The following is a 10,851-nucleotide window of genomic DNA, read 5'->3' as shown; positions in this document are numbered from 1 at the left end:
CCGCCCGCGGAACTCGCCCGCATGGCCCGCGCCGGCCTGGCGGACGCGGCCCGTGTCGCCCGCTGGGCCGACGCCGCCCTCCGCCCCGGGCGCGGCGGCTCGAACTCCGAGGGCAAGGGCACCCTCTCGGCGGCGACCGCCGAACGGGCCGCGGCCGAGCTGGGGCTGACCCCAGGGCAGGTCCGCCACGACTGGGACACGGCACGTCTCGCCGGGCTCGTCGAGGTCCACGGCGACAGCGCCCGCCCCGGCTGGCGGCTGCGCGCCTGGAACCGGGACGACAGCGCCGTCCTGCGCGGCTGGGTCGCCCTCTTCGACGCCTGGTCGCTCGCCCATCCGGAACCCGCGGACCGCGAGCCCGCCGCCGTCGCCGAGGTCGTCTCCGCGATGCCCCAGGTCCTCTCCTTCCTCCAGCTCTCCGCCGGTCCCGTGCCCGTCGAGCAGCTCCTCGACCTCCTGGAGCAGCGGGTCACCGAACTCCGCACCGAGCGCTGCGAGATCCCGTTCGTCCCCCAGCTCGTCGCGGACGTCACCGCCACGGAGACGGGCTCCGGCGACACCTCGCTCGCCCCCCTGCTCGACTGGGCCCTGCACGCCCTGGCCTCCGTCGGCGCGCTCACCTGCGGCGACGGACAGGCCACGCTCACTCCGCTCGGCAGCTGGGCGGTGTGGGTCAAGCTGGAGCAGATCTGCGTCGCCGCGCAGAGCCCCGCCGGGAACATCGAGGCCGCCGCCGAGGACATGCTCCGCGGCTGCGCCCAGCTGCGGCCCAACGCCGCCCGCGCCGAGTACCGCGCCTGGCTCGCCGCCCGTCCCGTCGGCGCCGCCGTCACCGAACTCCTCGACGCCGCGCGCGGCGAGGACGCCCTCATCCGCGGCCTCGCCTTCGAGGCGCTGCGCGTGGTCGGCGCCCCCGCCGAGCCCGATGTGCGCGCCGTGGCCGACGAGACCCCGCTGCGGCCCTACGCCCTGCTGTGGCTCGCCGAGCACGACGGCGCCGACCCCGAGGAGGCCCACGGGGTACTCACCCGCGAAGAGGCCACCTGGCTCTGGGTGGACACGGCCGCGGCCGTAGCCGACCACGGTGAGGCCCCGCTCCTCGTACGGCATCTGGAGTCGGCGGTGCAGCCCACCGTGCCCGCGCTGCTCGACGAGGTCCGCGCCGTCGGCCACCCGCGCACTGTGCAGGTCCTGGTCGCCCTCGCCGCCGCGCACCCCGACCCGGCGCTCGCCAAGGCCGTGCGCCGCGCCGCCTTCCAGGTGCACACCGGCGGAAGCTGACCCCGCCCTCGGCGGCTGCCCCCGCCCGCGGGAGCCGGGCCGCTAACTCAGGGGTATCTCAGGGGCGTAGGTGCCGAAGCTCCACACGTTGCCCTCCACGTCCCGGGCCATGTAGTCCCGGGACCCGTACTCCTGGTCCGTCGGGGGCATCAGGATCTCGGCGCCGTGCTCCACGGCCCGCCGGTGGTGTGCGTCGACGTCCTCCACCACCACGTACACCCCCGTGGTCCCGGCGTCCTTCATCGCGCTGTCGAAGACGCCGCCGCTGCCCTTGGAACCGAGCATCACCGCGCCGTTGCCCTGCACCAGCTCCGCGTGGACCACCGAGCCGTCCTCGCCCTCGTACACCGCGAGCGAGCTGAAGCCGAAGGCCTCCGTGAGCTGTTCGATCGCCGCTTTCGCGTCCGCGTACAGCACCGTCGGGTAGATGCTCGGGCGCCTGCCGTCCGTCCCTGTCATGCCGATCACTCCCTTCTCGCCGGGAATCGGCGAACTTGTCACCTGCTGCTCAGTCTTGCACCCACCACTGACAGCGCTCCTCCGAGCACGGAGCCGGAACGGTGATCCGAACGGGGGGCGCGCCGTCGTGTCACGCGAACGCCCGGGACACGCCGTGCCTACGCTCTGCGCCTGTTCCGAGGGCAGCGACGACAACGGGGGCAAGGTGGCCGTTCCACCGTTCGGGAAGACGCGGGCGAGGCCCGTCACCCCAGAGGTCCCGGAGGCCCGCCTGGGAGCTTCCAGGGCGCCGGCGGACGCCGTGGAGTTTCCCGCGACCGCGGTCCCGCCACGGCTCCCACCGCGCCGCGTCCCCCGCCTTCTCCCCGCGGCCCTCGCCCTCGTTCTCGCCGCCCTCGTTCTCGCCGCCGCCCATGCGGCCCGCCCCGCCCCCTACGGAGACCGGCTCACCCTCCACGCGCGCGTGCCGCACGCATCCCGGGCGGTGGAACCCCGGCTGCGGTGGGGCGCGGCGGCCGTCGAGGCGTACGACCGGGACAGCGGCCGGCCGTACTGGACGTACTCCCGCGCGGGCCGCCGGCCCCTCGCCGTGCTCCCCGCGCGCGGGCACGCCATCGCGCTCTGGGACGACGGTCTGGTCACCGACACCGACCCCCACCACGGCAGGGCCCGCTGGCACCGGGCCCTCCCGGGCGCCGCCGACTGGCTCGCCGCCCACGGCGGGGCCGGTGTCCTCCGGCTCCTCGACGCCCGCACGCTCGCCGTGGTCACCCCGCACCGCGTCGCCGCCTACCGCCTCGCCGACGGCGACCTCCGCTGGGCGCTGCCCGCGCGCCGGGGCTGTGCCTTCGCGCCCTCGCGCGCGGTGCGCCACGGCACCGCCGTCCTGATCGCCCAGCCCTGCGGACCGGACGCCGCCTGGCCGGCCAACCTGGTCGCCGTCGACGGCCGGGGCCGTATCGCCCGGGACCGCTGACCGCTCCGCGACGACCGTCCAAGCGGCCGCCACGGGTAGGGCACCGGCCCGGCCCCGGTGACCGAGGACACGCAAACCTGTTCGGGCAGGGCGGAAAACCGCTTGCCGCCCCCGTTAGAATCGGCCCCATGGCCATTCTCCTCGCGCATTAGACGGCGTGACCGCCCTCAGCCGCCCACCCCGCCGTCAACGACCCTGCCCTGGAGTCTGTCCGTGATCTCCGCTTCCGGTATCGAGCTGCGCGCCGGTGCCCGCGTCCTCATCGAGTCCGCGTCCTTCCGCATCACCAAGGGCGACCGCATCGGCCTGGTCGGCCGCAACGGCGCCGGCAAGACGACCCTGACCAAGGTCCTCGCGGGCGAGGGCATCCCCGCCGCGGGCACCGTCACCCGCTCCGGCGAGGTCGGCTATCTGCCGCAGGACCCGCGCACCGGTGACCTGGACGTGCTCGCCCGTGACCGTGTCCTGTCCGCGCGCGGCCTGGACGTACTGATCCGCAAGATGCGCGAGAACGAGCAGCGCATCGCCACCGGCATGGGCTCCACCCGCGAGAAGGCGCTCAAGCAGTACGAGCGCCAGGAGACCGAGTTCCTCACCAAGGGCGGGTACGCGGCCGAGGCCGAGGCCGCCACCATCGCCGCCGCGCTCAACCTGCCCGACCGGGTGCTCGGCCAGCCGCTCCACACGCTCTCCGGCGGCCAGCGGCGCCGTATCGAGCTGGCCCGCATCCTCTTCTCCGACGCGGACACGCTCCTGCTCGACGAGCCCACGAACCACCTCGACGCCGACTCGATCGTCTGGCTGCGCGACTACCTCAAGACCTACCGCGGCGGCTTCATCGTCATCTCGCACGACGTGGACCTGGTCGACACGGTGGTCAACAAGGTGTTCTACCTGGACGCCAACCGCGCCGCGATCGACATCTACAACATGGGCTGGAAGCTGTACCAGCAGCAGCGCGAGGCCGACGAGAAGCGCCGCAAGCGGGAGCGGGCCAACGCCGAGAAGAAGGCCGCCGCCCTGAACGCGCAGGCCGACAAGATGCGCGCCAAGGCCACCAAGACGGTCGCCGCGCAGAACATGGCCCGCCGCGCGGACAAGCTGCTGGCCGGTCTGGAGGCGGTGCGCCAGTCCGACAAGGTCGCCAAGCTGCGCTTCCCCGAGCCCGCGCCCTGCGGCAAGACCCCGGTCACCGCCGAGGGCCTGTCCAAGTCGTACGGCTCGCTGGAGATCTTCACCGACGTCGACCTGGCCATCGACAAGGGCTCGCGCGTGGTCATCCTCGGCCTCAACGGCGCGGGCAAGACGACCCTGCTCCGCCTCCTGGCCGGCGTCGAGAAGCCCGACACCGGCCAGGTCGTCGAAGGCCACGGACTGAAGCTCGGCTACTACGCGCAGGAGCACGAGACCCTCGACGCGGACCGCACGGTGCTGGAGAACATGCGGTCGGCCGCGCCCGACATGGACCTCGTCGAGGTCCGCAAGGTGCTCGGCTCGTTCCTGTTCTCCGGCGACGACGTCGACAAGCCGGCCGGGGTCCTCTCCGGCGGCGAGAAGACCCGCCTCGCGCTCGCCACGCTGGTCGTCTCGTCCGCGAACGTCCTGCTCCTCGACGAGCCCACCAACAACCTCGACCCGGCCAGCCGTGAGGAGATCCTCGGCGCGCTGCGCACCTACAAGGGCGCGGTCGTCCTGGTCACCCACGACGAGGGCGCGGTCGAGGCGCTGCAGCCGGAGCGGATCATCCTGCTGCCGGACGGTATCGAGGACCTCTGGGGCGCCGACTACGCCGATCTCGTGGCCCTGGCCTGAGCTCCGGTGGCCGCCCGCGCGGTCACTTCCGGTTGATCGAATGACTGATCCACTGCGTATGGATCATTCGGCCGATCCGTGATCCACCATCTGTGTGAGATCTCCTCGTACCGAGGTGTGTTCTACATCGATTTCACGGCCGAGCCCTCCCGCAGCGAGGGCTCGGCCGTCGCGCGCCGCTGACCTGCCGGTTCGCGGAACAACCCGTTCGGCCGTACGGACGCGCTTGCGCGGAATGCAGGATTCCACTCGTGGGGATCCGCTCCCGTCGTCACAAGCTTGTCTCACGGACCTTGCCGAATGGGTGGCCATCACGCCCCGGAGGGGTGATCATGAGGAGACCAGAGCGCACTTCCCATGAGGAGGCACGGGTGGCCGAGACTCTGAAGAAGGGCAGCCGGGTGACCGGCGCCGCGCGCGACAAGCTCGCGGCAGACCTGAAGAAGAAGTACGACTCCGGTGCGAGCATCCGAGCACTGGCCGAGGAAACCGGCCGCTCGTATGGCTTCGTCCACCGGATGCTCAGCGAGTCGGGTGTCACGCTGCGAGGGCGTGGCGGGGCGACGCGAGGCAAGAAGGCCCAGTCGGCCTGACGCCGGGCGGCCCATCGGCTTCGATGGTGGCCACCCGGTCGATCAGGTGACCGGCCGGGTGGTTACTGTGCAGTCACTTGGGGGCGCCGTCGTGCGACGACGTACGGCGTCCCGATCGACCGCACGCACCGGAGGCGCCCATGGCTTCGCTCGACAAGGACTTCGCTCCCGCACTCGACAAGGACGGCGTACGCCTCACCGTCGATGAGGCGATCGCCACGGTGACCTTGACCAACCCGGCCAAGCGCAACGCCCAGAGCCCCGCTCTGTGGCGGGCGTTGGCCGAGGTTGGACGGACACTGCCGGGCTCTGTCCGGGTCGTCGTGCTGCGCGCCGAGGGCAAGTCGTTCTCGGCCGGGCTCGACCGGCAGATGTTCACGCCCGAGGGAATCGAGGGTGAGCCGTCGTTCGTCGATCTCGCGCGCAGTGGCGACGCCGAGCTCGACGCGACCATCGCCGCGTACCAGGAGGCGTTCACCTGGTGGCGGCGCAGTGACATCGTGTCCATCGCCGCCGTGCAGGGACACGCCGTCGGCGCGGGCTTCCAGCTCGCGCTCGCCTGTGATCTGCGCGTCGTCGCGGACGACGTGCAGTTCGCCATGCTCGAAACCAGCCTCGGACTCGTACCCGACCTGACGGGGACGCACCCCCTGGTGCAGCTCGTCGGGTACGGTCGCGCGCTCGAGATCTGCCTGACCGGGCGCTTCGTACAGGCGGAGGAAGCGGTGCAGTCCGGCCTGGCCAACCTCGCCGTGCCCGCCGGGCAGCTCGACGAGACCGTACGGGATCTGGCCTCGGCGCTGCTCGCCGCACCACGGGACGCCGTCATCGAGACCAAGGCACTCGTACGCGGGGCGCAGGAGCGCACGTACGACGACCAGCGCGCCGCCGAGCGCGCCGCGCAGGCCCGGCGACTGCGGGATCTGGCGGGCGTCGGCGAGTAAGGACAGCCGGTCGAAGCGAGGCGGCACCCCCTGCCCGGACCGGCACTCCTTGCCGGGGGGCGTCTCCGCGCGGCGTGGTGCCCCGGCCGAGACGGCGCCCTCAGCCCGAGACGGAGCCCTTTGTCGGGGCGGGTCCCGAGGCGGTGCCCGGCTCCCGAGGCGGCACCCCTTGTCCGAGGCGCCTCCGCGCGACGTGGTGCCCCCGGCAGAGACGGCGCGCCCCGTGCACGACGTGGCGCCCCCAGCCCGAGAGGGCGCCCCTGCCGGGGACGGCCCCCAGGTGGCTCCCGGTCGGGGCGGCTCCCCGGTCGGGGGCGGACGCTCTGCTCGTGGGCAGGTCCCGAGGCTCCGCCCTGGCCTGAGGCGGTGCCCTCTGCCAGGGCGGACGCCCTGCTCGAGGGCGGGTGCTCCGTCCGGGAGCGGATGCACCCCGTTGCAGGGCGGGTGCTCTGTCCTCGGAGCCCTCTCCTGATGCCCTGTTCCAGGGCGGACGCCCGTCAGTCCACCTCCGTCACGACGACCGCCACCGACGGATGGTCCGGCAGCGCCCCGCCCACCGCCGCCCGCACCGCGCGCGCCACGTCCAGGACTCGTTCCGTGGCCGTGGCCGTGACCGCCAGCTCGACCCGCACATGGCGGCGCGGCAGCGCGGCGCCCGTCTCGATGTGCACCGAGCGGCCCCGCCCGCCCAGCACACCGGTCAGCCGGGCCACGCCCGGCACGGCCAGCGCGGTGGCGGTGACGCGGGACTCCTCGTCGTCGCCGTCACCGCCGCCGTCACCACCGTCGCCGCCCCGTTCCGGCTCCCGGGCGGGCGCGGGCTCCCCCGCCGGTGGCCCGTTCTCCGGGCGTACGCCGCCCATGTCCTCGTCGGCCTCCAGCAGTCCCGTCACCCGCAGGTCCACCTCCGTCACCGTCAGACCGAGTCGCTCCGTCGCCGCCGTGGCCAGGACCGCCCTGAGACGGGCCGCCGTCGCGTGGAGCGGCTCGGCGGCAAGGGCCGTCGGATCCGCCGACACCTCAAAATCCGCGTCGATCCGCAGCGGCCCCGGCGGCAGCGCGCTCGGCGGAGGCGGGACAACGGGCTCGTAGCTCTCGTACGACGCGTCCGGATCGGCCGGTGAGATCCGCAGCGGGCCCGGACGCACCCCGGGCACCGAGGCGGCCGCGCGGCGCAGGAACGAGCCGGCCGCCCGCTCCGTGATCCACGCGCCGTCGCGCGGGCCGCCCAGGGGGAGCACCCTGCCCAGGCCGAGCTGCTGCCGTACCGCCTTCGCCCATCCGTCCGCCGTCATTGCTCCAGCCTGCCGCATCCCCGGCGCGCGACCGCGCAACCCGGCTTACTGTGGGCAAAGGAGGACAACCGGAAGGGACGTACGGCATGACTGACATGACGCAGCGGAACCGGACGGGGGATTCCGAGAACGAGACGGCGCAGGCCGTCACCACCCGTAAGACCACCAGGCGCGGCGGTGGCGACCCGGGCACCCGGGGGCGTACCACCATCGCCGACGGAGTCGTCGAGAAGATCGCCGGGCTCGCGGCGCGCGAGGTGGTCGGCGTACACGCCATGGGCAGTGGGCTCGCGCGGACCTTCGGGGCCGTACGGGACCGGGTGCCGGGCGGGGCGAAAGCGGTCACCCGGGGTGTGAAGGCCGAGGTCGGTGAGGTACAGGCCGCCCTCGACCTGGAGATCGTCGTCGACTACGGGGTGGCCATCTCCGATGTCGCCCGCGCGGTGCGCGAGAACGTCGTCGCGTCCGTCGAGCGCATGACGGGCCTCGAGGTGGTCGAGGTCAACATCGCGGTCAGCGACGTGAAACTGCCGGAGGAGGAAGAGGAGGAGGAAACGGGGACGCGGGTCCAGTGACCCGGCTCCGGAACCCGTTCTCAGCAGGTCCACCAGCAACCGGGCCCAGTGATTCCGGACTCGGCAACCGGGCTCCGGTGATTCCGGACTCGGCATCCGGGCCCCAGTGATCCGGCTCCGGCAACCCGGCTCCGGCAATCCGGCTCCGGCAATCCGGCTCCAGCAACCCTCCCAAAGCCCCCTACGCCCCTAGGAGCACAGCATGAGCTTGGCCGTCGTCGGCATGATCGCCGGAATGGCGCTGGGCTTCGCCGGGTACTTCGGCGGATTCGGCGCCTTCCTGCTCGTGGCCGCGCTGGGTGCCGTCGGCCTGGTCGTCGGCCGGTTCCTGGAGGGGGACCTGGACTTCGGTGACTTCTTCCGCCCGCGTGGCGACCGACGGCGGTGATCCGCGTGGACGACGGCAACCACTCCGGTGGTGGCCGCCCCGACGAGGGCCGCCGGCCGCTCACGACCGTCGCGCCGGGCGAGCGCGGTGCGACCCGGATCGCCGACCGCGTCGTCGCGAAGATCGCCGCGCAGGCGGCGCGCGAGGCGCTGAAGCCGCTGCCGCCCGACGCCATGCCCCCGCACGCGGACGCCGTCGTCCACCGTGAGGCGGCGCACGTCCGCGTCGGCCTGGAACTCGAGTACCCCTCCGACATCGGGGCCCGGTGCGCCGCCGTGCGTCGCCATGTCGCCCAGCGGGTAGAGGCGTTGGCGGGGGTGGACGTACCCGAGGTGGCCGTCCTGGTGGAGCGGCTGCACCTCGTGCACGTCCCCGGCGCGGCACAGCGGAGGACGCGATGAGCGAGTCCCACGGCTCCGAAGACACGAACGATACGAACGGTTCGCACGGAACGCAGCGGCTCCCGGTCCTGGAGAAGACGGCCGGTGAACCCGTCCAGGCCACGTCGGCGGCCGCGTACGACCCACTGCCCGCCGTCGAGGGCGAGGCCGGCGACGAGAAGCGCTTCTGGTCCTCGCGCCGCGCCCCCGCCGGCGTTCTCGCGCTGCTGCTCCTCCTTGGCACGGGCCTGATGCTGTACGACGTCGCCGCCGTCCGCGCCGGCCGGTCCGCGATGGAGTGGCGCACGTTCCTCGCCCGGGAACTCTCCGAGCGGCCCCTCGACGACATCTGGGTGCTCGTCGGCGCCGGAGTCGCCGCGGCCCTCGGTGTCTGGCTGCTCGTGCTCGCGGTGACGCCCGGGCTGCGCGGCCTGCTGCCGATGCGGCGCGTCCACGCCGGTGTGCGGGCCGGGCTGTACCGGGACGCCGCCGCGATGGTGCTGCGCGACCGCGCCATGGAGGTGTCGGGCGTGCGCGACGTACGGGTCCGCGTGGGCCGCCGGAAGGTCGACGTCCGCGCGGTGTCGCACTTCCGCGAGCTCGACGAGGTACGCGCCGATCTGGACACCGTGCTCGCCGACGGCATCCGGGGCCTCGGGCTCTCCCGCCAGCCCGCCCTGGCCGTACATGTCCGGCGGCCCGGACGGAAGGGGTGAGGACCGGTGCTGAGGATCGTCAACCGGGTACTGCTGGGGCTCGCCGGGCTGGTGCTCGTCGTGGCCGGAGGGTCCGTGCTCGTGGTCGGACTCGGTGTGGATCCACCGTCCTGGTGGCTGCACGACGGCCCGCACGACGTGCTGCTCAGCGATGCCGAGCGGACACGGTGGCGGGACGAGGGCTGGTGGTGGCCCGCCGTCATCGCCGCGCTCGCGGCCCTGCTGCTGTGCCTCCTGTGGTGGCTGACCGCCGTGCTGCGGCGCCACCGTCTCCACGAGGTGCTCGTCGACACCGGCGACGGTGAGGGCGCCCTGCTGCGCGGGCGCGCCCTGGAGGGCGTACTCGCCGGTGAGGCCGGTCAGTTGGACGGCGTGGAGCGCGCGCACGTGGAGCTCACCGGACGGCGCAGCGCCCCCGAGGCACGGGTGCGGCTCGTACTGGAACCGCATGCCGACCCCGGGGACGCACTGCGCCGGCTGACCGCGGAGGCGGTCACGCACGCCCGGACGTCGGCCGGACTGGCCGCGCTGCCCGCATGGGTACGACTCCGCGCGGTCAAACACCGGGCCGAGCGGGTGAGTTGAGCCGCCCGAGCCGCCCGAGCCGCCCCGGCCCCGGCTCCCGGTGCCGTGCCGCTCAGAACCCCGTGCCGCTCAGAACCCGTGCCGCGACCCGCCGTCCACCGGCAGCATGATGCCCGTCAGATAGGACGCGGCGGGCGACAGCAGGAACGCCGCCGTGCGCCCGAACTCCTCCGGAGCGCCGTACCGGCGCAGCGGAATACGGGACTCGTGGGCCGCGCGGGTAGCCTCCGGGTCGGCGGAGAGACCGTCCAGCTCCCGTACCCGGTCGGTGTCGATACGGGCCGGCAGCAGACCGACCACGCGGATACCGCGCGGACCCAGCTCGTCCGCGAGGGACTTGGCGAATCCGGCGAGACCGGGGCGCAGCCCGTTGGAGATGGTCAGGCCCGGGATCGGCTCGTGTACGGAGCCGGAGAGCACGAAGCCGATGACGCCCCCCTCGCCGAGCTCCGCCGCCGCTGCCCGCGCCAGGCGCACCGCCCCCAGGAACACCGACTCGAACGCGGCCGTCCACTGCTCGTCCGTGTTGTCCGCGAGGAAGCCGGGCGCCGGGCCGCCGACGCTGATCAGGATGCCGTCGAACCCGCCGAAGCGCTCGCGCGCGGCAGCGACGAGCCGGGCGGCGGCCTCCGGGTCGGCGTTGTCGGCCGCGACCCCGACGGCGTTCGGGCCGAGGGCGGTCGCCGCGTCGGTGGCGCTCTTCTCGTCGCGCCCGGTGATGACCACCTTGGCGCCGTCGGCCACGAGTTCCCGCGCGCTCGCGTTGCCGAGCCCGCGGGTCGCCCCGGTGACGACGTACACACGGTCCTTCAGTCCAAGATCCATGCCCCTATCCTCTCCCATCCCC

General features: G+C 73.6%; 13 protein-coding genes. 10 read left to right on the top strand and 3 right to left on the bottom strand.

Going from position 1 to position 10,851, the window contains the following annotated elements; all coding sequences use genetic code 11:
* Positions 1-21: 21 nt before the first annotated feature.
* Positions 22-1,281: a hypothetical protein gene (locus FNH04_RS32010; RefSeq protein ID WP_152789346.1), complete on the top strand. Its 1,260-nt coding sequence runs from the start codon at positions 22-24 to the stop codon at positions 1,279-1,281.
* Between the two features lie 42 nt (positions 1,282-1,323).
* On the opposite strand, the gene FNH04_RS32005 is transcribed toward FNH04_RS32010, so the two are convergent.
* Complete coding sequence (locus tag FNH04_RS32005) at positions 1,324-1,740, bottom strand: VOC family protein (protein ID WP_152789344.1); 417 nt, start codon at positions 1,738-1,740, stop codon at positions 1,324-1,326.
* Positions 1,741-1,894: 154 nt separating this feature from the next.
* On the opposite strand from FNH04_RS32005, the gene FNH04_RS32000 reads away from it, so the two are divergent.
* The 4 genes from FNH04_RS32000 to FNH04_RS31985 all read left to right on the top strand — a co-directional run bounded on the left by FNH04_RS32000 (position 1,895) and on the right by FNH04_RS31985 (position 6,065).
* A complete protein-coding gene (locus FNH04_RS32000) occupies positions 1,895-2,716 on the top strand; it encodes an outer membrane protein assembly factor BamB family protein (RefSeq protein WP_322724427.1) in 822 nt (273 codons plus the stop codon).
* 213 nt (positions 2,717-2,929) lie between these two features.
* Positions 2,930-4,528 (top strand): ABC-F family ATP-binding cassette domain-containing protein, encoded by a 1,599-nt coding sequence (locus FNH04_RS31995; RefSeq protein WP_322724425.1) that lies wholly within the window; start codon positions 2,930-2,932, stop codon positions 4,526-4,528.
* Between the two features lie 371 nt (positions 4,529-4,899).
* A complete protein-coding gene (locus tag FNH04_RS31990; protein ID WP_030578326.1) occupies positions 4,900-5,121 on the top strand; it encodes a helix-turn-helix domain-containing protein in 222 nt (73 codons plus the stop codon).
* A 140-nt stretch (positions 5,122-5,261) separates the two neighbouring features.
* Positions 5,262-6,065, top strand: coding sequence for an enoyl-CoA hydratase/isomerase family protein (locus tag FNH04_RS31985; protein WP_152789340.1), 804 nt, complete (start codon positions 5,262-5,264; stop codon positions 6,063-6,065).
* A gap of 497 nt (positions 6,066-6,562) precedes the next feature.
* On the opposite strand, the gene FNH04_RS31980 is transcribed toward FNH04_RS31985, so the two are convergent.
* A complete protein-coding gene (locus tag FNH04_RS31980; protein ID WP_152789338.1) occupies positions 6,563-7,360 on the bottom strand; it encodes a nucleopolyhedrovirus P10 family protein in 798 nt (265 codons plus the stop codon).
* 86 nt (positions 7,361-7,446) lie between these two features.
* Here FNH04_RS31980 and FNH04_RS31975 point away from each other — a divergent pair, with 86 nt between their 5' ends.
* The 5 genes from FNH04_RS31975 to amaP all read left to right on the top strand — a co-directional run bounded on the left by FNH04_RS31975 (position 7,447) and on the right by amaP (position 10,004).
* Positions 7,447-7,935, top strand: a complete 489-nt coding sequence (locus FNH04_RS31975; protein ID WP_194236881.1) for an Asp23/Gls24 family envelope stress response protein — start codon at positions 7,447-7,449, stop codon at positions 7,933-7,935.
* Between the two features lie 202 nt (positions 7,936-8,137).
* A complete protein-coding gene (locus FNH04_RS31970) occupies positions 8,138-8,323 on the top strand; it encodes a hypothetical protein (RefSeq protein ID WP_152789336.1) in 186 nt (61 codons plus the stop codon).
* Positions 8,320-8,724, top strand: coding sequence for an Asp23/Gls24 family envelope stress response protein (locus FNH04_RS31965; protein WP_386574984.1), 405 nt, complete (start codon positions 8,320-8,322; stop codon positions 8,722-8,724). The genes FNH04_RS31970 and FNH04_RS31965 overlap by 4 nt, the downstream gene beginning before the upstream one ends.
* Positions 8,721-9,419, top strand: coding sequence for a DUF6286 domain-containing protein (locus FNH04_RS31960; protein WP_152789334.1), 699 nt, complete (start codon positions 8,721-8,723; stop codon positions 9,417-9,419). Before FNH04_RS31965 ends, FNH04_RS31960 begins: the two co-directional genes overlap by 4 nt.
* A gap of 6 nt (positions 9,420-9,425) precedes the next feature.
* Positions 9,426-10,004, top strand: coding sequence for an alkaline shock response membrane anchor protein AmaP (amaP, locus tag FNH04_RS31955; RefSeq protein WP_322724419.1), 579 nt, complete (start codon positions 9,426-9,428; stop codon positions 10,002-10,004).
* A gap of 69 nt (positions 10,005-10,073) precedes the next feature.
* On the opposite strand, the gene FNH04_RS31950 is transcribed toward amaP, so the two are convergent.
* Complete coding sequence (locus FNH04_RS31950; protein ID WP_152789332.1) at positions 10,074-10,829, bottom strand: SDR family oxidoreductase; 756 nt, start codon at positions 10,827-10,829, stop codon at positions 10,074-10,076.
* Between the last annotated feature and the right edge of the window lie 22 nt (positions 10,830-10,851).

Origin of the sequence: Streptomyces phyllanthi (genome assembly GCF_009377205.1) — a bacterium.
GTDB lineage: Bacteria > Actinomycetota > Actinomycetes > Streptomycetales > Streptomycetaceae > Streptomyces > Streptomyces phyllanthi.
This window is presented reverse-complemented; position numbering and strand designations above follow the sequence as displayed.

What these genes read in the sequence shown, in the direction of transcription:
- FNH04_RS32010 (WP_152789346.1), top strand. Translation starts at nt 22, where the DNA reads ATGGCCCGCGCCGGCCTGGCGGACGCGGCCCGTGTCGCCCGCTGGGCC.
- FNH04_RS32005 (WP_152789344.1), bottom strand. Translation starts at nt 1,740, where the DNA reads ATGACAGGGACGGACGGCAGGCGCCCGAGCATCTACCCGACGGTGCTG.
- FNH04_RS31985 (WP_152789340.1), top strand. Translation starts at nt 5,262, where the DNA reads ATGGCTTCGCTCGACAAGGACTTCGCTCCCGCACTCGACAAGGACGGC.
- FNH04_RS31980 (WP_152789338.1), bottom strand. Translation starts at nt 7,360, where the DNA reads ATGACGGCGGACGGATGGGCGAAGGCGGTACGGCAGCAGCTCGGCCTG.
- FNH04_RS31975 (WP_194236881.1), top strand. Translation starts at nt 7,447, where the DNA reads ATGACTGACATGACGCAGCGGAACCGGACGGGGGATTCCGAGAACGAG.
- FNH04_RS31970 (WP_152789336.1), top strand. Translation starts at nt 8,138, where the DNA reads ATGAGCTTGGCCGTCGTCGGCATGATCGCCGGAATGGCGCTGGGCTTC.
- FNH04_RS31960 (WP_152789334.1), top strand. Translation starts at nt 8,721, where the DNA reads ATGAGCGAGTCCCACGGCTCCGAAGACACGAACGATACGAACGGTTCG.
- FNH04_RS31950 (WP_152789332.1), bottom strand. Translation starts at nt 10,829, where the DNA reads ATGGATCTTGGACTGAAGGACCGTGTGTACGTCGTCACCGGGGCGACC.